Consider the following 21,847-nt stretch of genomic DNA (forward strand, 5'->3'; position numbering starts at 1 on the left):
TTAGAGCTCCTTTCGGTAGAAGCGACGGATAATATCCTCAATATCCGTATCCACCATCTTCAAATCGCGGATCTCAAAATCAGACAGGGTTTGCTTGATAATGTCAGCTGACTGGTAGCGGGAACTATCAAATTCAATGTTGAGAGTATTTCCTTGTCTATCAATGGACATATCTGGCAGGCCTTCATAGTTAGAAAGGAGATGACTTTGACCTGGTAGCAGTTCAAAGGAAAGAGTCTTCATCTTTCCAAAGGTCTCCTTGAGCTGGCTCACCGTTCCATCAAAAATCTCCTGCCCCTTATCAATCATAAAAATCCGATCACAAAGTTGCTCAATGTCGCTCAGATCGTGAGTGGTCAAGAGAATGGTTGTTTCTTCCTCTTGATTGATCTGGGTGATGGCTCGACGAATGTTATCCTTGACCGAAACGTCCAAGCCAATGGTCGGCTCATCTAAAAAGAGAACCTTGGGATTGTGAAGCAAGGAAGCCGCAATATCCGCCCGCATCCGTTGACCCAGTGAAAGAGTCCGCACAGGATCCTTGATAAAATCCTTCAAATCCAAAACTTCATTCAAAAAGTCCATGCGTTTATGGAAGAGCGAGTCTGGCACATCATAAATCTCTTTTAAGACCGTGTAGGTCTCTTGCAGAGCCAAATCCCACCATAGCTGGGTGCGTTGTCCAAAGACTACGCCAATATCTTTGACATAATCTTGCCGATTGTCTTGGGGAATCTTGCCGTTAATCCGACAAAAACCAGATGTCGGCTTTAAAATTCCTGTCAGCATTTTGATGGTTGTCGACTTCCCAGCACCATTTGCCCCGATAAATCCTAAAATCTGCCCTTTTGGAACTTCAAAAGTTAAATCCTTGACTGCTTCAAAGGTCTGCTTTTCAGGATGAACAAAGGAGCGCAAAGCTCCCTTCAAGCCCGGCTCCTTAACTGTCTTCACAAAATTCTTCTGAAGATGTTCCACTTCTATCATTGCCATATCTATCTCCCTTTAGTAAGAAACAACATTGTATTTTTGACTACAAATATTCTAAATCCTTACTTTCTACACCTTCTCAATATTATTACAGAAGGATTTATACCAACCTATTATAGTCCAATAAAAAAAGGAATGCAAGCGTTTGCCTAAAATTTGTGAAATTAGAGATTTCTCTCTTAAAGTGGGATTTTTATTCAAAAATTCTAGTTTAATCGTTTCCTTAAACCACACAAAAATCTGCCTTCTTTTTCAACATAAGGAAAGAAAGCCCTAATAACACCCTATTGTAGTGCAAATATCTAAGGAAAACAAGTGTTTTCTGCGGAGTGGGGAGGAAGCATAGATTATCTAATTTGTCGAATCTCTTAAAAGCAAGTTTGTTCATACTCACACTGTTTTATCGATTTTTTTGACATCTCCAAAATGTGAAAAAACAATGGTATCCAATTGATCTCCTATTTCTTTAAAGGGAAGATTTAAGTCCAAAGTCCGAACACTGACTTGGTTGCCGTGCATTTGATAAACATTGTCCGGTTGAAGCACTTCATCAGTCTTTGCGTACAGCAACATGCCCGATACTTTGTTACCATTTTCTTGACTTTGATATTCTCTATTTTTGACATAGGTAAAAATCTGATACAGATTATTTGAGTGAAGAGAGTACTTTCTAAAATTCATCTGTGTTGTACTTTTATAATATTTCGCATCAATAATTAAGATGGCATTCTCTTTTTGAAGCTGAATATCACTTTGCATGACCGGAAGCATCTCACCGCTATCGTCGTCTAGCGCCCACGGTATCTGTGCTGCGTTCGCATTCAATTCTGGGTAATGTTTTTTATAATACTCAAGGATAAATTTTTCGTACAATCGGTTCATTCGTTGTTCATCTAAGAAACTCATCATCTTCATGTTACCATCTGATGTCGTTTGCAATAAACCTTTCACCACTAAATAGCAAATGGCAATCATCATTCTATAAGATTGATTGTTTTTATTGTATTGCAGATTCCAGTTAACAGTTTCCAAATCAATCGGTTCAACATCACGGAAAAAAACCATCAATTTCCGCAATTCTTTCTTCCTATCCTTGGAAATATCTGCTTTCAATAGAAGATTGACCGTTGATTTTATAGTACGGTTCATCCTATTATTTACTGAAAACTCTTCAAAAGTACAAAATATTTTCTTCCCAAGAGTACTTTGACTTTTGATTGATTCTGTAAGCTCAATTTTTTCCCTTAGTGTAGAGAGTTCTTCCATTTTGGAAAGGTATTCCTTTCCCAAGCCCCTCTTAAGTTGTATGCTAATTCCTTTAGCCAAGATGGCACTCATCAAATCAGCCGTATGACAGAATTCCTCTGTGGCAAGTTTCTGATACCCCTGCCCCCTAAGAACCTTAAATGCATAAGTCAGCATGAAATAAACATTCTTTATCGGTATCACTTAATCGCACTCCTTAGATTGCTAGTCCATTCCCTAACTAAGCTGGGCTCATCAAACCAATACTCCTTTAAAAGAGGTATCAGTTCATAATCTACAATACTCGAAAGAACTTGTTGGTCGATACTATTCGGTGTTAAATTACAAAAATAACTATGGCCTATGCAAAAACCCTCTCCTAAACTTTCATCAGAAGCGATGATTTCATTTAGATGCTTCACAGTATTTAGTAATGTATCAAATTGATCATTCTGCAAGTTTGATTGGTAGTCTTTAAAACCATCCGAATCAAATCCTGGTTTCAGCTCAAAAAAAGCAAATCTTCGTCTCAAGGCAAAATCTAGCATGGCTAAGCTACGATCGGCAGTATTCATCATACCAATAATGTATAAGTTCTCCGGAATTGAAAACTGTTCATCCGAATAGAGAAGCTGTAGATCTCTTCCTCGTTTATCCATTTCGATAAGCATGAACAATTCACCAAATATTTTGCTCAAATTTCCTCGATTAATTTCGTCAATGATAAAGAAATAATCATTGCTTTCATCGCCCTCAGCTTGTTTACAAAATTGATAGAAGGGACCTTTTCTTAGTTCAAAACCACTGGCAGAAGGTCTAAATCCCATAATAAAGTCTTCGTAAGAGTAACTTTGGTGAAACTGAACCATCTTTACCCTATCGACCGCTTTTTCACCCATCAGAGAGTAGGCTAATCGATCAGCAATAAAGGTTTTTCCGACACCCGGAGCCCCCTCCAATATGATGTTCTTCTTAAGGCGGAGAATCGTTGCCAATCGATGATAATCCTCTGCTGATACAAAAACTTCTTTTAGAAAATCTTCCCTTGTATAGCTAGTATCCACTTTTTCTGATTCTTTAGTGTCTTCAGATGATAGTTTATATCCAGGTGCTGAACTCTCACTAATTTCATTTTTCACTTGTTCTTCTTTTTCCACTGGCTTAGAATACTTCCAAGCTGCAAAAGACAATTCATTGAAGTTTTTCAATTCAGATTGTGGACTATCTAAATAGTTTTTAAGTGATTCTACAATAGAAAAATAGTTTGATGCAGAAATCTTTGAATGGATCCTTGGGAGTTTATGGACTAATTCTAGAGGTAATTTCCCGGATTTGTAAATATACTTCTTGTTTGGTCCATCTATATTCAAAAATGAATTGGAGGCAATCCAATATAAACCCATCGTAATTTTAGCATTGCCATTGTTTTTTCTATTGATGACTTTATTAAAATAGCCTGAAAAAATCTCCTTATTTTCAGATGATGGATCTTCGGAATAAGCTAATGCAGTTACAAAAAGCTCCCACAAATCATCAATATCGCTATCTCCTCTATCTGTATAAAAAAGATAATAGGTCGCATTCTGGTTAATGAGAACGGGAATACCGTCGAATGAAGTTGGAATGTCATGGGATAATTCGAATAATTCTGCAATAGCAGTCAAAATTTTAATCCGATTTTCATTTTTCAACCCTTTATTGAATAGACCAAAAATTGTAAAAGGGTCAATATCCATGATATTATTGTCCTTGTCCAAGGTTGGCATTGAAATACCCGTCATTTGATAAATTGCCTTAACCTTTTGGATGAGCTCTGCCCTTTTCTTTTTATAGCTCACAAGTTTAAACGCAAATTCCTTATAAAAATCTACCCAATCAAATTGTCCTGCTTGTTCCATTTTAAACCTCACATTCTACATCCCTTGTTATGTTTGATGCACTAACTTATATTATTAACTAATATTATAGCACGAAAACCTTTCCAATGCGATGCAACCTTGCTACAAATGTATGAATAAAGATTTCACTATCTTGAATAAACTTTTACAGCACACAGAAAGGCGACCTTTATCGCCTCAATTGATGCTTTCTTAGCAGTTGAGATTTAGTAATGAAACTATTTGATTCACTTTTTTCTTCATTATGAGTTCTCATTTCAATCTCCTTTGTAGAGATATCGTGAGAAAGAGGAAATATCTTCGTGTAGCCTTCATCACAAAAGGAACCTTCTCTTCAGGTAAAAACCATTTCCGAAACCAAAAGATGTAGGCGACATAAGCCTGCAACCGATTTTTTGAATCAAAGTAGGTTATAACAAAGACATCATTTTTTTCAAAGCACTTTCGACTGTGACCTCGGGACTTTAGTCTTCCCACGATAGACGATAGGCTTTTTCATGATTACTAGCTTCTCTTATAGTCACACCTGGATACCTATCTCTTAGCGAAGCACAGAATGCCTGTATATCAAATTCTGTATTTTCATAACCATCTAAAAAGATAAAATCTGCTGAACTCATAACCTTCTTCCCTTTCAAAGCATGATTTCTAACATGAGAATCACTCTTTCCCATCAATAGCACAGTTGAGACTTTAAAATCACAACATTTACTTTATTATATCATTTTTTACGCTAGATTGAGGATAGCAAAAAACCCACCTTCACAGGCGGGTTTCATTTTGTATTGTTCAGCTAGATTAAGCTTTACCTTCTGAACCGAATACGTCGATACGTTCTTCAACTGATGCTTGGATAGCTTTGACACCGTCAGCCAAGAATTTACGTGGGTCGAAGAGTTTCTTCTTGTCGTATTCTGCTTCGTTTGCTTCGTAGTCACGAGCAAATTTACGAGTTGCGTTAGCGAATGCGATTTGGCATTCAGTGTTAACGTTAACTTTAGCAACACCAAGTTTGATAGCTGCTTGGATTTGCTCATCAGGAATACCTGATCCACCGTGCAATACGATTGGGAAACCTGGAAGAGCTTCTGTCAATTTTTGCAAGTGGTCAAGGTCAAGACCTTCCCAGTTTGCAGGGTAAGGACCGTGGATGTTACCGATACCAGCTGCCAAGAAGTCAATACCAGTTGCAACCATTGCTTTAGCGTCTTCGATTGGAGCCAATTCACCTTTACCGATGATTCCGTCTTCTTCACCACCGATAGTACCAACTTCAGCTTCTACTGAGATACCTTTAGCGTGTGCTTTTTCAACAACGTCTTTAGCCAATTTAAGGTTTTCTTCAACTGGAAGGTGTGAACCGTCAAACATAATTGAAGTGTAACCAACTTCGATACACTCAAGTGCATCTTCGTAGTGACCGTGGTCAAGGTGGATAGCTACTGGTACAGTGATACCCATTGATTCAACAAGGTTAGCGATCAAGTTGCGAGCAACTTTGTAACCACCCATGTATTTAGCAGCACCCATTGAAGTTTGGATCAAAACTGGAGCTTTTTTAGCTTCTGCTGCACGCAAGATAGCTTGAGTCCACTCAAGGTTGTTTGTGTTAAATCCACCAACTGCATAACCGTTGTCACGAGCTGCTTGGACAAATTTTTCTGCTGAAACGATTGCCATTTTATCAGGCCTCCTGTATATTTTTATGGGACATCCCATTTACATTGTTCATTTTATCACTTTTTAGCAAAAAAAGCTAGTTTTTCCCGTGGTTTCGATTGAATTTCTTCTATTTTCAGATATGTAAACCTTTTCCTACTTGGCCTAATCCTTGTTCTAAGGCAGGTTCATGTAAAATACCAAGTGATCATCATGTCTTTCAAATCGATAGTCAATTTCTTCGTTTTCCAATAAACTTTTGACGACGAAGAGTCCCAAACCAGCTCCCTTGCTTTGTCGACTAGAGGACGTGAAGGATTGTTCAAATTTATCTTGCTCCTCAGGTGTACAGGCGTTCTCAATAAAGACCCAACCATCTTTTGCTCCAATTTTTAAATAACCACTTTGAACAGAGTGTTTCACAGCATTACTGATAAGATTGGAAAGAATCAGCTTTAGTACCGAAGGATTTAGATAAGTTTGTTGGTCAGTGAGTTGATTTTCTACAGTGATTTTTCTCTCTTTGGCTAACAAGTCATAGTCCTTCAATAGGAGATTGGTCATATCAAAAAGGTTGATTTCTTCCTTCTTATCTCGCAATTCTTGCACTGAAGAAAGCGATAGGATTTGCTGGACATGGTGAGTCAAATCATCCACAATACCCAAAGAAATTCCCAGATAATGGTCACGATCTTTATAGCGACCAATATTGGCTTGCATATTCTCCAGAAGAATCTTTAGACTAGCTAGAGGTGTTTTCAGTTCGTGGGAAGCACCTCGCAAAAACTCAACCTTCATCTTTTCCAGCTGGAGGATGGCCTCGTTCTTTTCATGCAAGTCTGCAATGACCGTCAAGAGATGCTGATAAAGGCTATTGATTTGTTCTTTGAGATCGCCAATTTCATCCTTAGAATCCACGCGCAACCTCACTTCTGCATCCAAATCCATCATCCGTCGAGTCACTCGTTTGATTTCCAAAATAGGAGCAACAATGGTTCTAGCATAGATAAAGGCGATGAGGAGCGAAATGATGAAAGACGCTAATAAAGTATAAGGCAGAAATTGAAGACTGATGTCTTCTGCTTCTTTCTGCAAATCCATAGATGCCAAGAATTGCAAGGTCATCGTCTGACCATCCTTAGTTTGAATTTCTCTTTCCTCAATAACCAAGGAGGCCGTTTGTCGTTGTTTATCAATGGGAAGATTATCATTGACTTCCAACTTATCCTGAGTCATCTCTCCCTTAACAGCTCCCTTAATATCACTGCTTTTAGAATAAAGTTCAAGGACTTCCTGAATAGCTTGACTATCTTTTCCTTGGAGGGACTGGGCAATTTCTGTAGCCTTTTGCCCGATGCTTTCCTGACGGTGAGTGAGATAGGTCGGAGGAAAGAGGAAATAGATAGCCAAATGCAAACAAATGACTAAGGTAGAAAATACCGAGAAGGTATAGATAAAAATCTTTTTAAATAAACCTGAATGTCTCATTTTCTCTCCAATTTATAACCAACATTGCGCACGGTAAGAATACAGTCTAAATCCAATTTTTTCCGTAGTTCCTTGATATAGACATCAATCACTCTGTCAAAAGGAACCTCATCTGTCATCTTCCATACAGCATCGATAATCTGCGACCGAGTTAATGCTTTACCTTCATTTTTGACCAGATAGTCTAAAATTTCCAGCTCTTTTGCATTCACTGCAACTTCTTGACCTGCTACTTTGGCGCTATAACTGTCAAAGTCTACCTCGGTATCTTTATAGGTAAAAATACGACCTGTATCATAATAACGCTTGAAAATAGCATCCACTCGTACCTTTAACAAAGATAGGGAAAAAGGCTTTTCCAAATAACCATCAGCTAATGCAGCAAAGGCACTCATCTTATATTCTTCGTCCTGAAAGGCTGTCAACATCAAGACCGGAACCTGGCTGTTTTTACGGATTTCTGACAAAACCTCTAAACCATTGAGTTTCGGCATTTGAATATCTAAGAGAACCAAGGCAACTTGGTGATTGGAAAATTGTTCTAAGGCCCCAAGGCCATCAGCTGCCTGAATGGTTTCATAGCCACAATCCGTCAAATAGTCACTAATTCCCTCGCGAATCATGTCTTCATCTTCTACAATTAGAATTTTCATATAAATCCTTTTCTATCAAAAATGCTACCTATATTATATCTCATTTGACTGAGAATAGGTAGCAGGTTTTTTATTCACTATCCAACAAGAGTTCTTTTGGTTGTTTAAAGAGGAGATTGCTTGAAGCAAGTGCCATAACTAGTACCACTAGAACCAAGCCAAGTACAAAGATAATGGCAAAGTCAGAAGGTTGAATGGATATATCTAAACTTGAAAGAGTCTTGCTAAAGCCGTCCACTTCTGCACCACCACCAAGATTAGAGGCTTGGGCTGCCTTACTAGCTTGCTTAGCCACATCTGATGTGACATTTGCAAGCACTGTATTTCCAATGGCACGAGCAGTATAGTTAGCTAAGAAGTAAGCTGAAACTAGTGCTGGGATTGCAATCATAACTGCTTCTGTGATAAATTGTCCTAGAATCCTTGCTTGTTTTAGACCAATTGAAAGGAGAATTCCAACCTCTTTACGACGAGCGTTAATCCATAGCGTGAGTAAGAGAGCAAGCAGGAGAACAGAGAAGCTCAAGCTACCCCAGAAGAGAAGATTAGCCATCTTGTACATGCCTGAGATAGATTGTTCAAGTGCAGGATAGTTAGATGAACTCTTAATCAAGCTATACATCTTCCAGTTGATGCCGTTGATAGACCCTAATTCTTGCATGACACTATCTAGATTCTTATCTCCAGCTACAAAGAAGGTAGCATCTCCATAAATAGCTGTATCTTCTGTATAACCATAGAGTTGGGCTGCTGTGTGAATATCTGTGATAGCTGTATTCTCATAAAGTTCTTGTGAGTAGGTTACAGCAGATTTGTTATGTCCATCAAAAAGTCCTTTGATCGTTACTTCTACTGTTTCCTTGGCTCCTTTTTCATTATCTGCATCGTAGATATTGGAGTTCAGTTTGACCTTGTCGCCAACTTTCCAGCCATGTTTAGCAGCCAAGTCTTTGTGCATGAGAATCTGGTATTTGTCATCGTTTGTTAAATGCTCACCTTCGACCAGTTTGTAAGAGCCTGACACAAACTTGTCTTCTTTAGAAGAGTCATTGACTCCTGTTATCATCAAGCTACTTCCAAAACGTTGAGCTCGATCTGGCGTTAGATTTTTCTTGGTTTCAGGTGTCTCAATCAATTCGTAGCCTGTCAAATCACCGATAGCATTAATCCGTTTGATGTAGGATTCAATAGCCTTATTCTCGGTAATTTTTTTGATATCTTCACCCTTGATATTCCCTGCACCACGTGGAGTTCCTTGGTTGACTCTACGATTGATTTGCATAGAAAAACTATTGGTGATATTTTTAAAGGTTTCCTGAGAAGCCTTAGCTGTCGCCCCCTTGATAGACAAGCCGACCAAACTCAAACTAGCCATCAAGAGAATGATAAGAAAGATCACAAGCGACTTGAAAAATTTTCTTGTGACATAGGCAAATGCGTTGTGTAACATAAGATTCCTTTCTAGATTTACTTCAGTTTTTAATATGTTTAAAAGTTTTAGTTACTATTTTTTCTTGTTTCAGTCAGTTTCTTATCCTTCAATTCAAGTGTAATATCTGACGCCTGTGCTACTTCCTTGCTGTGGGTCACAACGATCACACACTTGCCTGTTTTCTCAGCAAGAGATTTGAGCAGGTCAATAATATCCCCAGCAGTCTTAGGATCTAGGTTTCCTGTTGGTTCATCTGCTAAAATCACTGGCGCCTCAGATACAAGACTACGAGCAATGGCAACCCGTTGTTGCTGTCCACCTGATAATTGGAGAACATTCCGCTTGATCTGACTTTCATCTAAACCAAGTTCAAGAAGGGTATCTTTGCTAGCTTTTTTATTAACCAAGCGGATATTTTCCAATGGAGAAAGATAATCAATCAGGTTATAGTTTTGGAAAACTAGCGAAATATGGTGCATGCGATGATAAGAATAACCTTGTTCACGAATATCCTTGCCTTCGAATAGGATAGCACCTTCGACTGGACTATCAAGTCCTGCTAAGAGAGACAAGAGTGTTGACTTCCCAGCTCCTGATTCTCCGATAATACTATAAAACTTGCCTGGTTCAAAATCGTAATTGATTTTATATAAGACTGCTTCTGCAATGTTTTTATAACGATAAGTAAGATCTTGTAATTGTAGTAAAGTCATGATTTCTCCTTCATTAACTAATAGATGATAAAATTTCCTTAGGTGATTTTCTAAATAAAAATAGGAAACAAAGTGCAACTGACAAGCAGCTAATTATAAGTAGGAAAATATAAGATTCTCCAAATGATAGAATACTGGTTGAAAGATTAGTCGCTTTTGCTAGCGTATCTTGTAGTGCGGCTTGATCGCCACTTGCTAGTACAGTTTTTAAAAGATAGGAAGTAATGGCATTTCCAGCCACAAATGCAGGTAGGATAGCTACCAATGAAACCAGGATAACTTCCAGGCAGAATTGGCTAAAGATTTCTCTTTTTCCCTTACCTAGTGCCAATAAAATACCAACCTCGTAGACTCGCTCTCGTAACCAAAGGGACAAGACCAATACCAGCGCTCCTACCCCAGCAATCATAATGCCATAAAGGAAAATTTGGAGGAAGGTTTGGAAGGTCGAAACGGAATCCTTGATTTGTTCAAAGGCCTTGTTTTCCTTTTCAACTTGAAAGCCTTGTTTTTCCAGAGATAACTTTTCAACCTCTTGAATGATGCCATCCATATCTTTGGGATTTTCTAGATAGAAACGGGCTGCAGTGACTTGATCTTCCTTATTTCCAAGAAGAGTTTGGCTACTTTCGAAGTCTGTATAGACCGTGTTTTCACTAAAATCTGAGCTAAGACCAGTGAATTTTTCTTGCTTCTTACCTGAGAAAATACCTACGATTTCATAGTCTAGCCTTTGTCCACTATTTCCTTCTACTTGACCAGGATTTAAGCTAATCTTATCTCCTATCTTTAGATTGTTTTTATTTGCTAAATCTTCATGGATTAAGATTTTTTTGCTATCTCCTTTTTCTAAATGCCTTCCTTCTTTGAGGGTAAAGGCAGAACTTGTAAAAGAAACATCCTTGGAAGAATCTTTCAAAGCAATTAAACTGATGAGATTCTTTTCAGCTTCTGTCAAATCATCCCTTTGGATACTTTGTTCTCCAGTAACCACTTCTTTGTCAGTCAACTTAGCTATTGTTTCAAGCTCTGGAGAAATCTCCTCAAGTCCCTGTATTTTTTTAAGGTCATCTAGTTGAGACAGTTGAAAAGTCTGATCTGCTTCTATTCTTTTAATTGAAAAAGATGTATTCAGTGAGCGATAGAGATTATTTTCTACTGTTTTGTTGGACTTCATAAGCGTCAAACAAGCCGATATTCCAGCCAATAAGACAAATAGAATCAAGAATAATATGAGACTTCTCAGTCGTTTTCTGCTGACGTAAGCCCAAGCTCTTTGAGTGGGATTCATATAGCACCTCCATATTTGTAAGACTATTATAATATCCAAATATGAAATGTTTATGAAATAAGAAAAATTTTTGAAATAAAATAAGCCAGTATTTCTACTGACTTTATATTTATAAATCCTCCAGATTAAAACAGAGAAAATGCAGCAACTAAACCAGACAGGATGTTAGCTAGTGCATGTATGATCCAACTTGTTAAAATGGAGCCTCCAGCTTTCTTTTCATTAACAAAACCAAGATAAGCTGCTATTGCTCCAGTAAAAAATATAATGAAAAAAGTGACTTCTAAACTTACTACTGAAGCAAATAATACTCCATGAAGCAATGCAAAAGCGATAGCCTGTATCGTATTTGCAAAGACAAACGGCATGTAATTTGCCATTCGTTTCAGTAGAAATCCTCTAAATAGCAGTTCCTCTGGCAAAGATGTTTGCAAAATACTATAAATTAGAATACTTGGTAAAGCCTTATAGCCCATACCAGAAAAAGTCGAAGTAGCCGTTTCTATACTACGTGTTAGAGGAAAGACAAGCATATAAAAAATGGTAAACAAGAGAAAACCACCAATTATCCATGTAATTAGATAATAATCTTTATCCCTTTTAATAGATTTTAAACCAATCCATTCCATAAATGGGACTTGAACCCTCACAGTCAGAAACCACCAGATAGAAGGTAGTAAAATAATAAAGAGAATTTGAATAAAGGCGCTCATTATTCGTTGAAGTTCATTAACCATCGTAATCCCCCTTTACATTTTTGAAATACTTATTTTAAATCAGGAAATACAAGTCTTTAACTATGAAAGCTTTCCGATAAGAACCCTTATAAACTAGGATAGATTAAACTTTTCTACACTACTACCTCTCTAATTTTTTCAAAACTGAACTTTTGCCATCTTTTCTATCTCTATTATAGCACTTTTTGAATTGAAAGAAAAAAACTACAAGAAAAAGGTATTCTTCTCCTGTAGGTTTACTGCTATGCATTCCAACAAAAAAAGAGCTAGCAATTGCCAGCTCTTATCCTATGCGGAGAGAGGGACTTGAACCCTCACGACCTAAAGCGGTCACAGGATCCTTAGTCCTGCGCGTCTGCCAATTCCGCCATCCCCGCGTCGATTACTTTACTAGTATATCAACTTTCACAAACTTTGTCAACACTTTTTTCAGATTTTTTTCAGTTTTTTTGAATACATTATTCTTTGATTTCAACTAGGTTTTCATCAAGGAGTTTCGCTCCTAATGTATTCTTAAAATGTCCAAGTGCAAACTGGTGGTTTTCAGGCCAAATGGATGCGACTGCTGGTTTGACAACTTCTATCTGATACCCAAGATTATAGGCATCGATAGCCGTATGCAAGACACAAATATCTGTAAGAACACCTGTTAAGATGACTGTATCCACGCGACGCTCTCTCAGGCGGATATCCAAATCTGTGCCAGAAAAAGCCGAATAGTGACGTTTGTCCATCCAGAAAACACGACTATCCTGGGCCTGTTCCTGATAAAATTCAGCTAACTTACCATATAGATTACGCCCGCTAGTCCCAATCAGATTATGAGGGGGAAATAGTTTACTTTCTGGATGAAAGACATCATTTTCCTCATGAGCATCAATGGTAAAGAAAATATAATCTCCACGGTCAAATGCTAATCTAGTTACCTGATTGATTGCTTCTGATATTGCTTGAGCAGGAGCTCCTGCTGTCAATTTTCCATGATCCGCTACAAAATCTTCTGTATAGTCAATCGAAATTAAAGCCTTAGCCATTAATAGTCCCTCTTTTTCACTTCTTCAAAAATATCTGGGATTAAAACTTTTAGATAAGTTCCCTTCATACCTAATGAACGACTTTCAATAATCCCTGCTGATTCGAGCTTCCGAAGAGCATTGACAATCACTGAACGAGTAATACCAATGCGATCTGCGATAACTGAAGCTGTCAATTGTCCTTCTTTGCCATTTAGTTCTGCTAAAATCGCAGAGACTGCACGCAATTCAGAATATGATAGTGTATTGACCGCCATAGTCACTGCTGTGCGACGGCGGATATTTTTCTCATCTTCTTCACGTTGGAAGTTCAAAAGCTGAATACCAACCACCGTGCTGGCAATCTCAACAAGGATCAAATCCTCATCTTCGAATTTCTTGTCATTTCGCCAAATAATCAAAGAACCCAATCGAATCCCAGAAACGTGGATTGGAGCGATGGTTGTTAAACCATCTGGGAAGTCTGAACGACTTTCAGTTGGGAAAATAGTCAAATCATGTTCCACAGGGAGGTTGGCCTCCGTATCGTAGATCATATTTGCCCCTTGGATATAGTCCTCAGGGAAAATCTTTGTTTGGAAGAACTGCTCTACACGATCGGTGTTTGTTTTATAGCGCATAAAGTAGCCCAACAAACGCCCCTTGCTATTGACGATACAAGCATTGCAGTCGATGATATCGGCTAATTGACGTGTAATGGCATTATAGGGAAGTTCATCCTGTAGTTGCTCCTCCGAACGCTTTAAGATAGATGTGATTTTTCTCGTTTTTTCTAATAAATGTGCCATTTTTCACCTCGTATTTAATCGCTTCCATTATATCACAAAACTGTCTTTATTTCAATAATTATCTGAAAATTGCTTATTGCATTGCAATTCTCTTACATTTGCAATTTTTTATATTTTTTTTCAATTTTCTTGTTGACAGGTCTCTCGGTTTTTGATAATATAATATTACAAGATAACAAATATATAGATATGACTTCTAGTATTGATTTTTCGTAACTCTCGGTCTCCTTATATATAAAAGCGATCCACCTCAGTGAACCGCTTTTTTTATTATTTATCGCCCTTGTTACGAATAACGAAGCCTGTTTTCTTTTCGCTAGATGTTGTGCGAGGTTTTTTATTGTCCTTACGGTAACGTTTTTCCTTATCAAAGCGGTCGTTTTTGCGACTGCCTTTTTTGAAATCATCCCGACGTTCACCACGACGATTGTCACGACGGCGTTCACGATCGCGACGGTCATCTCCACGACGACCTCCCTTACCTTTCCCACCGAATCCATTACCTGAAGGTTTAAACGGCAGTGGTTTTTCACGTGCAATCTCAACTTCTGGAAGACTATCTGGATCCTGAACTGTTAAGCTAAGAATGTACATAGCCAATTCTTCAGGACTGAATTCAGCTGCTAATTTACGGGCATCTTTGCTAAATTTCTCGAAGTTTCCACGAATAGCTTCATCAGCAAAATCACGTTCAATTTTCTTAAGAGCTACTTGCTTCTTAGCTTGAAAGGCTTCTTCTGCACTTGCAGGTTTGAGACCTTTCATACGTTTCTTAGTCAAGTTCTCAATGATTTGGAGGTAACCCATTTCATTAGGTGAAACGAAGGTAATAGATTGACCTGACTTACCTGCACGACCTGTACGACCAATACGGTGAACATAACTCTCAGGGTCTTGTGGGATATCGTAGTTGTAAACATGAGTTACACCTGAGATATCCAATCCACGTGCTGCAACGTCTGTTGCAACTAAGACATCAAGGTTACCATTTTTAAAATCACGAAGGACACGAAGACGTTTGTTTTGGTCCAAATCTCCATGGATACCTTCTGCACGGAAACCACGGATTTTAAGCCCACGAGTTAGCTCGTCTACACGACGTTTGGTACGACCAAAAACGATTGATAACTCAGGTTGATCAACATCCATAAGACGAGTCATGGTGTCGAATTTTTCTTGTTCTTTTACACGGATATAGTACTGGTCTACTAATTCTGTTGTTAATTCTTTAGCAGCAATCTTCACATGCTCAGGTTCATTCATGAACTGAACACCAATACGTTTGATAGCATCTGGCATAGTCGCTGAAAAGAGCAAGGTTTGACGATTTTCCGGTACACGAGAGATGATTGCTTCGATGTCTTCAAGGAATCCCATGTTGAGCATCTCATCTGCTTCGTCAAGGATGAGAGTTTCAATGTCCTGCAATTTCAAGGCCTTTCGTTTAATCAAGTCTAGGAGACGACCAGGCGTTCCTACTACGATATGAGCCCCTGATTTAAGAGCCTTGATTTGTTTTTCAATACTTGAACCACCATAGACTGAACGAACTTTGACTCCCTTGCTTCGACCAAAGCGGAAAAGCTCCTCTTGGCTTTGAACTGCAAGTTCACGAGTTGGTGCAATGACCAAGGCTTGGATAGTTGCTTCTTCTGTACGAATTTTTTCAAGGGTTGGCAAGCCAAAGGCCGCTGTTTTCCCTGTACCAGTCTGTGCTTGACCGATAACATCTTTTCCCTCAAGAGCCAAAGGAATAGTTTGCTCTTGGATAGGACTTGCTTCCACAAATCCTGCTTTATCAACTTCTGCTAAAAGGTCAGCAGACAAGTTAAATTCATTAAATTTCACGTTTTTCTTCTTTCTAAAGGTGGTGCGAAGCCACCCTATAGCACTTAGTTTATACTTTTCTTTTCATGACGTATTTTCATATCTTCTATGAAAGATCGTGTTGCTTCTTTTCCACAAAAGAAAAGTACTGCTTTCTTTGCAACTTATCTAGTATAACACAAGAAATGGTTAAAAGATAGTCAGACCCTCTGATTAAATCATGTAAACGATTTTTCTATTTTTTGAACTTGATTCTCAAAAGCTTTCGTAAGACTAATTTAGTCCAATATTTTTTTCCGTAGCAGATTTGTGAAATTATTTTTTTCTTGTGCTAGAATGAAATCAAACAGGAGGATTTAAAAATGTTAACATACGATTTAATTGTTATTGGATTTGGTAAGGCAGGTAAAACTCTTGCTGGGAAACTAGCTTCAGCTGGTAAAAAAGTTGCCCTTATCGAGCGCAACAAGGCTATGTACGGTGGAACTTGTATCAACATTGGTTGTATTCCAACTAAAACCTTGTTAGTTGCTGCAGAAAAGGACTTGTCATTTGACGAGGTTATGGCAACAAAAAATACGATTACCAGTCGTCTCAATGGTAAAAACTATGCTACGATCGCTGGTACTGGAGTTGATATCATTGATGCCGAAGCCCACTTTGTTTCAAACAAGGTCATCGAAATTCAAGCAGGTGACGAAAAACAAGAACTAACAGCTGAAACAATTGTTATCAACACTGGTGCTGTTTCAAACGTTTTATCAATTCCAGGTCTTGCGACCAGCAAGAATGTCTTTGACTCAACAGGTATCCAAAACTTGGAACAATTACCAGAAAAACTCGGAATTCTTGGTGGTGGAAACATTGGTCTTGAGTTTGCTGGTCTTTACAACAAACTCGGAAGCAAGGTAACAGTCTTAGATGCAATGGACACTTTCTTGCCTCGCGCAGAACCTTCTATTGCTGCTCTTGCTAAACAATACATGGAAGAAGACGGCATTGAACTGCTTCAAAACATCCATACTACTGAAATCAAAAACGATGGTGACCAAGTTCTTGTTGTGACTGAAAATGAAACCTACCGTTTTGACGCCCTTCTCTACGCAACTGGACGTAAACCAAATGTAGAACCACTTCAACTTGAAAATACAGATATCCAACTAACTGAACGTGGTGCTATCAAGGTGGACAAACATTGTCAAACAAACGTTCCTGGTGTCTTTGCAGTCGGAGATGTCAACGGTGGACTTCAATTTACCTACATTTCACTAGATGACTTTCGTGTTGTTTACAGCTACCTTGCTGGTGATGGCAGTTACACACTTGAAGACCGTCTTAATGTTCCAAACACCATGTTTATCACACCAGCACTTTCACAAGTTGGTTTGACTGAAAGCCAAGCAGCTGATTTGAAACTTCCATACGCTGTTAAGGAAATCCCTGTTGCTGCTATGCCTCGTGGTCATGTAAATGGTGACCTTCGTGGAGCCTTCAAAGCTGTTGTCAACACTGAAACTAAAGAGATTCTCGGAGCAAGCATCTTTTCAGAAGGATCACAAGAAATCATCAACATTATTACTGTTGCTATGGACAACAAAATCCCATACACTTACTTCACAAAACAAATCTTCACTCACCCAACCTTGGCTGAGAATTTGAATGACTTGTTTGCGATTTAGTTAATCAAGCAGCCCTCCTTGGGCTGTTTTTCTTTTTCTAAAATCTCAAATCTGTCTTTTTCAGCTTTTATGATATAATAGAAACATGAAACTAGAAACTACTTTTGGGCTCCTTGCTGGACGTTCTTCTCACTTTATTTTGAGTCGTCTCGGACGTGGAAGTACGCTCCCTGGGAAACTTGCCCTTCAATTTGATAAAGATATTTTACAACATTTAGCAAAGAACTACGAGATTGTCGTAGTTACTGGTACCAATGGAAAAACCTTGACAACCGCCCTCACTGTCGGTATTTTAAACGAAGTCTATGGCCAAGTTTTGACCAATCCAAGTGGTGCCAACATGATTACAGGGATTACCACCACCTTCTTGACAGCAAAATCCTCTAAAACAGGCAAGAACATAGCTGTCCTTGAAATCGATGAAGCTAGTCTCTCTCGTATCTGTGACTACATCCAGCCAAGTCTCTTCGTCATCACCAATATCTTCCGCGACCAGATGGATCGTTTCGGTGAAATTTATACAACCTATAACATGATTTTGGATGCCATTCGGAAAGTACCAACTGCTACTGTCCTACTCAATGGTGATAGTCCACTTTTCTACAAGCGCTCTTTCCCAAATCCTGTTCAGTATTTTGGCTTTGATTTGGAAAAAGGACCAGCACAACTGGCTCACTACAATACCGAAGGTATCCTCTGCCCTGAATGTCATAGCATTCTTAAGTATGAGCTTAATACCTATGCCAACTTGGGGGCCTATATCTGTGAAAATTGTGGATGTAAACGCCCTGACTTGGATTACCGTCTGACAGAATTTGTTGAGTTAACCAACAATCGCTCTCGTTTTGTTATCGACGGCCAAGAATACGGTATTCAAATCGGTGGTCTCTACAACATCTACAATGCTCTGGCTGCTGTCGCTATTGCCCGCTTCCTCGGAGCTGAGCCACAACTAATCAAGCAAGGATTTGACAAGAGTCGTGCAGTTTTTGGACGCCAAGAAACCTTCCAGATTGGTGACAAGGAATGCACACTGGTTCTTATTAAAAATCCTGTTGGTGCTACCCAGGCCATCGAAATGATCAAACTAGCTCCTTACCCATTTAGTCTATCTGTTCTCCTCAATGCTAACTATGCAGACGGGATTGATACCAGCTGGATTTGGGATGCTGACTTTGAGCAAATTACTGATATGGACATTCCTGAAATCAATGCGGGTGGAGTTCGTCATTCTGAAATTGCTCGTCGTCTACGTGTTACTGGCTATCCAGCTGACAAGATCACTGAAACAAGTAGCCTGGAACAAGTTCTTAAAACGATCGAAGCTCAAGACTGCAAGCATGCCTATATCCTTGCGACTTATACGGCTATGCTAGAATTCAGAGAACTACTGGCCAATCGTCAGCTTGTTAGAAAGGAGATGAACTAATGGTTTATACTTCACTTTCCTCAAAAGACGGCATTTATCCTTATCAACTAAATATCGCCCACCTCTACGGCAACCTCATGAACACCTACGGAGATAATGGGAATATCCTCATGCTCAAGTACGTAGCTGAAAAGCTTGGGGCCCATGTGACAGTTGACATCGTTTCACTTCATGATGTTTTCGATGAAAATCACTACGACATCGCCTTTTTCGGTGGTGGCCAGGACTTTGAACAGAGCATCATTGCTGGTGATTTGCCAGATAAAAAAGAGAGCATTGACAACTTTATCCAAAATGATGGGATTGTTCTTGCTATCTGTGGTGGCTTCCAGCTATTAGGCCAATACTATATTGAAGCTTCTGGAAGACGCATCGAAGGTCTAGGTGTCATGGGACATTACACCCTTAACCAAACCAACAACCGCTTTATCGGTGACATTAAAATTCATAATGAAGAATTCGATGAAACCTACTACGGTTTTGAAAATCATCAAGGCCGTACCTTCCTCTCAGATGACCAAAAACCGCTCGGTCAGGTTGTTTACGGAAATGGAAACAATGAAGAAAAGGTCGGTGAAGGTGTTCACTATAAAAATGTCTTTGGTTCCTACTTCCACGGACCTATCCTCTCCCGAAATGCCAATCTCGCTTATCGCCTAGTAACTCTTGCCCTCAAAAAGAAATACGGTCAGGATCTTGTCCTTCCAGCTTACGAAGACATTCTCAGCCAAGAAATTGCTGAAGAATATGGCGATGTTAAAAGCAAAGCAGATTTTAACTAATATTTAGATTCCAACTTGCTTCGGCTGTTGGAATTTTTTTACCTTCATTTCCCCTTCTCCCTTGCATTTTCTACTAATTTTTGCAAAAATAGAGGGGTAGAAAGAAGGTAGCATATGTCTAAATTACAACAAATCTTAACTTATCTTGAATCAGAAAAGCTAGACGTCGCTGTCGTGTCTGACCCCGTCACAATTAATTACCTCACTGGCTTTTACAGTGATCCACACGAACGCCAGATGTTCCTCTTTGTCCTTGCAGATCAGGAACCGCTTCTCTTCGTTCCAGCACTTGAGGTTGAACGTGCGACTAGCACTGTCTCTTTCCCAGTAGTTGGCTACGTGGACTCTGAAAACCCTTGGAAGAAAATCCAAAACGCCTTGCCACAGCTTGATTTCAAACGTGTAGCAGTTGAGTTTGACAATCTCATCTTGACTAAATATCACGGTTTGAAAACTGTCTTTGAAACTGCTGAATTTGAGAACTTGACTCCATTGATCCAACGCATGCGCTTGATCAAATCAGCAGACGAAGTGCAAAAGATGATGGTTGCAGGTGTTTACGCCGACAAGTCTGTTAAAGTTGGTTTTGACAATATCTCTCTTGATAATACGGAAACTGATATCATTGCGCAAATCGATTTCGCTATGAAACGTGAAGGCTATGAAATGAGCTTTGATACCATGGTCTTGACTGGTGATAATGCTGCGAATCCACATGGTATTCCTGGAGCTAACAAGGTTGAAAACAATGCCCTTCTCCTCTTTGACCTCGGTGTGATGGTGAATGGTTATGCATCAGATATGACTCGTACAGTCGCTGTTGGTAAACCTGACCAATTCAAGAAAGATATTTACAACTTGACTCTAGAAGCTCAACAAGCTGCCCTTGACTTTATCAAACCTGGTGTAACTGCCCATGAGGTTGACCGTGCGGCTCGTGAAGTGATCGAAAAAGCTGGCTACGGTGAGTACTTCAATCACCGTCTCGGTCATGGCATCGGTATGGATGTCCACGAATTCCCATCTATCATGGAAGGAAACGACATGGTTATCGAAGAAGGCATGTGCTTCTCTGTTGAACCTGGTATCTATATTCCTAGTAAAGTCGGTGTCCGTATCGAAGACTGCGGTGTTGTTACGAAGGATGGCTTCGACCTCTTTACAAGTACCAGCAAAGATTTGCTTTATTTTGATTAAAAAGTATATTACAAAAAATAAGATGGAAAAGCTTAACTTTCCATCTTATTTTTTGATTTGATAATAAATTTTATCAGCGATATAACCTTTTCGTTCAACTGCATTTGGAATCGTCTTCCAAAAAGTCATACCAGCCTTTTCCATCACACGACCAGATGCTGGGTTTAAACTTGCATAGCAGGCATTAACCTCTTTAAATTCAATCTCATCCAGACAGTATGATAAAACTGCTTTCAAGGCTTCTGTCATGCGTCCTCGTCCCCAGTAGTCCATTCCTAAGATATATCCGATCTCACAGCTAGAGTTTTCTTCATCCACACTGACCAGACTAATATCTCCAATGACATAGTCTGGATTTTCTTTGAGACTAATGGCCCATTTGTAGTAATTTGGATTGTCATAGGATTTTACCCAATTGCCAATAGAATTTCGAGTCTGTTCGACATTCAGGTGTGGATTCCAAGTCACATAAGTTAGATTTTCTGAGCGTGAAGCCCAATTATCAAACATGGCTCGAGCATCACCTTCCACAAATCTCCTCAAAATCAATCGTTCAGTTTCTATAATTTGTGTACCTAGTGCTTTCATAATCGTAACTCGCTTTCTATTTGAATGTTCAAGCTAAAAAGGTCCACTGGACCTTCTTAGTTTTCTTATTTCTAGGATCAGGGTAAAAACACTTTACTCATAAACATTGAGAAAACAACAGTTTCCTCTAATTTTATGACGCAGTAGCTGTCTGGCTTGCGGGGGTGTGACTACGAAATCGAACTCTTCGAGTTACCGACCTGCCTCGCTTTCTCGTTTCTAAGCTCAAGGTAAAAACTATACTCACAAACATTGAGATAATAACAGTTCCCTCTAATTCATGACGCAGTAGCTGTCTGGCTTGAAATACGTTTTCCCAAACTTTTTCAAACCTAGTCAGCCTTGCGGGGGTGAGTCAACGAAATCGAACTCTTCAAGTTACAGACCTGCCTCGCTTTCTCGTTTCTAAGCTCAAGG

The 21,847-nt window shown here is 39.1% G+C and carries 19 protein-coding genes and 1 tRNA gene; 4 read left to right on the forward strand and 16 right to left on the reverse strand.

The annotated features are described in order from the left end of the window. The 15 genes from HMPREF2987_RS02525 to HMPREF2987_RS02590 form a co-directional block, all read right to left on the reverse strand. The gene (locus tag HMPREF2987_RS02525; protein ID WP_075229199.1) at window positions 1-993 is read right to left on the reverse strand and encodes an ABC transporter ATP-binding protein; all 993 of its coding nucleotides are present in this window, start codon (window positions 991-993) and stop codon (window positions 1-3) included. A 387-nt stretch (window positions 994-1,380) separates the two neighbouring features. After that, a complete protein-coding gene (gene mcrC / locus HMPREF2987_RS02530) occupies window positions 1,381-2,439 on the reverse strand; it encodes a 5-methylcytosine-specific restriction endonuclease system specificity protein McrC (protein WP_075229200.1) in 1,059 nt (352 codons plus the stop codon). Beyond that, window positions 2,436-4,133 carry an AAA family ATPase gene (locus HMPREF2987_RS02535; protein ID WP_075229201.1) on the reverse strand — a complete coding sequence of 566 codons (1,698 nt, stop codon included), beginning with the start codon at window positions 4,131-4,133 and terminating at the stop codon, window positions 2,436-2,438. The genes mcrC and HMPREF2987_RS02535 overlap by 4 nt, the downstream gene beginning before the upstream one ends. Window positions 4,134-4,597: 464 nt before the next feature. After that, entirely contained in the window at window positions 4,598-4,753 is a 156-nt protein-coding gene (locus HMPREF2987_RS11205; RefSeq protein WP_257375033.1) for a hypothetical protein, read from the reverse strand. 178 nt (window positions 4,754-4,931) lie between these two features. After that, the gene (locus HMPREF2987_RS02540) at window positions 4,932-5,813 is read right to left on the reverse strand and encodes a class II fructose-bisphosphate aldolase (protein ID WP_033688381.1); all 882 of its coding nucleotides are present in this window, start codon (window positions 5,811-5,813) and stop codon (window positions 4,932-4,934) included. 156 nt (window positions 5,814-5,969) lie between these two features. Next, window positions 5,970-7,280, reverse strand: coding sequence for a sensor histidine kinase VncS (vncS, locus tag HMPREF2987_RS02545; protein ID WP_075229202.1), 1,311 nt, complete (start codon window positions 7,278-7,280; stop codon window positions 5,970-5,972). Further along, the gene (gene vncR, locus HMPREF2987_RS02550) at window positions 7,277-7,933 is read right to left on the reverse strand and encodes a response regulator transcription factor VncR (RefSeq protein WP_075229203.1); all 657 of its coding nucleotides are present in this window, start codon (window positions 7,931-7,933) and stop codon (window positions 7,277-7,279) included. Before vncR ends, vncS begins: the two co-directional genes overlap by 4 nt. 70 nt (window positions 7,934-8,003) lie before the next feature. Continuing rightward, on the reverse strand, window positions 8,004-9,383 hold the full coding sequence (gene vex3, locus HMPREF2987_RS02555; RefSeq protein WP_075229204.1) for an ABC transporter permease subunit Vex3: 1,380 nt from the start codon (window positions 9,381-9,383) through the stop codon (window positions 8,004-8,006). A 47-nt stretch (window positions 9,384-9,430) separates the two neighbouring features. Continuing rightward, complete coding sequence (gene vex2, locus HMPREF2987_RS02560) at window positions 9,431-10,078, reverse strand: ABC transporter ATP-binding subunit Vex2 (RefSeq protein WP_075229205.1); 648 nt, start codon at window positions 10,076-10,078, stop codon at window positions 9,431-9,433. A gap of 13 nt (window positions 10,079-10,091) precedes the next feature. After that, window positions 10,092-11,369, reverse strand: coding sequence for an ABC transporter permease (locus tag HMPREF2987_RS02565; RefSeq protein ID WP_075229206.1), 1,278 nt, complete (start codon window positions 11,367-11,369; stop codon window positions 10,092-10,094). Between the two features lie 125 nt (window positions 11,370-11,494). Further along, window positions 11,495-12,106 (reverse strand): CPBP family intramembrane glutamic endopeptidase, encoded by a 612-nt coding sequence (locus tag HMPREF2987_RS02570; protein ID WP_075229207.1) that lies wholly within the window; start codon window positions 12,104-12,106, stop codon window positions 11,495-11,497. Window positions 12,107-12,397: 291 nt separating this feature from the next. Then, window positions 12,398-12,483: transfer RNA gene (locus HMPREF2987_RS02575), tRNA-Leu, on the reverse strand. An 81-nt stretch (window positions 12,484-12,564) separates the two neighbouring features. Continuing rightward, complete coding sequence (locus HMPREF2987_RS02580; protein ID WP_070459159.1) at window positions 12,565-13,140, reverse strand: cysteine hydrolase family protein; 576 nt, start codon at window positions 13,138-13,140, stop codon at window positions 12,565-12,567. Beyond that, window positions 13,140-13,928, reverse strand: a complete 789-nt coding sequence (gene codY, locus HMPREF2987_RS02585; protein ID WP_075229208.1) for a GTP-sensing pleiotropic transcriptional regulator CodY — start codon at window positions 13,926-13,928, stop codon at window positions 13,140-13,142. Before codY ends, HMPREF2987_RS02580 begins: the two co-directional genes overlap by 1 nt. A 270-nt stretch (window positions 13,929-14,198) precedes the next feature. After that, window positions 14,199-15,776 (reverse strand): degradosome RNA helicase CshA, encoded by a 1,578-nt coding sequence (locus HMPREF2987_RS02590; protein WP_075229209.1) that lies wholly within the window; start codon window positions 15,774-15,776, stop codon window positions 14,199-14,201. 341 nt (window positions 15,777-16,117) lie between these two features. On the opposite strand from HMPREF2987_RS02590, the gene HMPREF2987_RS02595 reads away from it, so the two are divergent. From HMPREF2987_RS02595 to HMPREF2987_RS02610, 4 genes are all read left to right on the forward strand, one after another. After that, window positions 16,118-17,434, forward strand: coding sequence for an FAD-containing oxidoreductase (locus HMPREF2987_RS02595; protein ID WP_075229210.1), 1,317 nt, complete (start codon window positions 16,118-16,120; stop codon window positions 17,432-17,434). An 85-nt stretch (window positions 17,435-17,519) separates the two neighbouring features. Beyond that, window positions 17,520-18,863, forward strand: a complete 1,344-nt coding sequence (gene murT / locus HMPREF2987_RS02600) for a lipid II isoglutaminyl synthase subunit MurT (protein WP_075229211.1) — start codon at window positions 17,520-17,522, stop codon at window positions 18,861-18,863. Further along, window positions 18,863-19,645, forward strand: a complete 783-nt coding sequence (gatD, locus tag HMPREF2987_RS02605; RefSeq protein WP_075229212.1) for a lipid II isoglutaminyl synthase subunit GatD — start codon at window positions 18,863-18,865, stop codon at window positions 19,643-19,645. Before murT ends, gatD begins: the two co-directional genes overlap by 1 nt. Window positions 19,646-19,759: 114 nt before the next feature. Next, window positions 19,760-20,842, forward strand: coding sequence for a M24 family metallopeptidase (locus HMPREF2987_RS02610; RefSeq protein ID WP_075229213.1), 1,083 nt, complete (start codon window positions 19,760-19,762; stop codon window positions 20,840-20,842). A gap of 45 nt (window positions 20,843-20,887) precedes the next feature. Here the strand turns inward: HMPREF2987_RS02610 and HMPREF2987_RS02615 are convergent, their stop codons facing one another. Continuing rightward, on the reverse strand, window positions 20,888-21,430 hold the full coding sequence (locus tag HMPREF2987_RS02615) for a GNAT family N-acetyltransferase (RefSeq protein WP_075229214.1): 543 nt from the start codon (window positions 21,428-21,430) through the stop codon (window positions 20,888-20,890). Window positions 21,431-21,847 lie beyond the last annotated feature (417 nt).

This window comes from Streptococcus sp. HMSC067H01 (assembly GCF_001814775.1).
Lineage (GTDB): Bacteria > Bacillota > Bacilli > Lactobacillales > Streptococcaceae > Streptococcus.

Bases quoted from the DNA above. Each gene is read 5' to 3' on its own strand.
- HMPREF2987_RS02570 (WP_075229207.1), bottom strand. From the start codon at position 12,106: ATGGTTAATGAACTTCAACGAATAATGAGCGCCTTTATTCAAATTCTC.
- HMPREF2987_RS02565 (WP_075229206.1), bottom strand. From the start codon at position 11,369: ATGAATCCCACTCAAAGAGCTTGGGCTTACGTCAGCAGAAAACGACTG.
- HMPREF2987_RS02540 (WP_033688381.1), bottom strand. From the start codon at position 5,813: ATGGCAATCGTTTCAGCAGAAAAATTTGTCCAAGCAGCTCGTGACAAC.
- codY (WP_075229208.1), bottom strand. From the start codon at position 13,928: ATGGCACATTTATTAGAAAAAACGAGAAAAATCACATCTATCTTAAAG.
- HMPREF2987_RS11205 (WP_257375033.1), bottom strand. From the start codon at position 4,753: ATGAGTTCAGCAGATTTTATCTTTTTAGATGGTTATGAAAATACAGAA.
- vex2 (WP_075229205.1), bottom strand. From the start codon at position 10,078: ATGACTTTACTACAATTACAAGATCTTACTTATCGTTATAAAAACATT.
- vncR (WP_075229203.1), bottom strand. From the start codon at position 7,933: ATGAAAATTCTAATTGTAGAAGATGAAGACATGATTCGCGAGGGAATT.
- vex3 (WP_075229204.1), bottom strand. From the start codon at position 9,383: ATGTTACACAACGCATTTGCCTATGTCACAAGAAAATTTTTCAAGTCG.
- vncS (WP_075229202.1), bottom strand. From the start codon at position 7,280: ATGAGACATTCAGGTTTATTTAAAAAGATTTTTATCTATACCTTCTCG.
- murT (WP_075229211.1), top strand. From the start codon at position 17,520: ATGAAACTAGAAACTACTTTTGGGCTCCTTGCTGGACGTTCTTCTCAC.
- HMPREF2987_RS02535 (WP_075229201.1), bottom strand. From the start codon at position 4,133: ATGGAACAAGCAGGACAATTTGATTGGGTAGATTTTTATAAGGAATTT.
- HMPREF2987_RS02525 (WP_075229199.1), bottom strand. From the start codon at position 993: ATGGCAATGATAGAAGTGGAACATCTTCAGAAGAATTTTGTGAAGACA.
- HMPREF2987_RS02615 (WP_075229214.1), bottom strand. From the start codon at position 21,430: ATGAAAGCACTAGGTACACAAATTATAGAAACTGAACGATTGATTTTG.
- gatD (WP_075229212.1), top strand. From the start codon at position 18,863: ATGGTTTATACTTCACTTTCCTCAAAAGACGGCATTTATCCTTATCAA.
- HMPREF2987_RS02595 (WP_075229210.1), top strand. From the start codon at position 16,118: ATGTTAACATACGATTTAATTGTTATTGGATTTGGTAAGGCAGGTAAA.
- HMPREF2987_RS02610 (WP_075229213.1), top strand. From the start codon at position 19,760: ATGTCTAAATTACAACAAATCTTAACTTATCTTGAATCAGAAAAGCTA.
- HMPREF2987_RS02580 (WP_070459159.1), bottom strand. From the start codon at position 13,140: ATGGCTAAGGCTTTAATTTCGATTGACTATACAGAAGATTTTGTAGCG.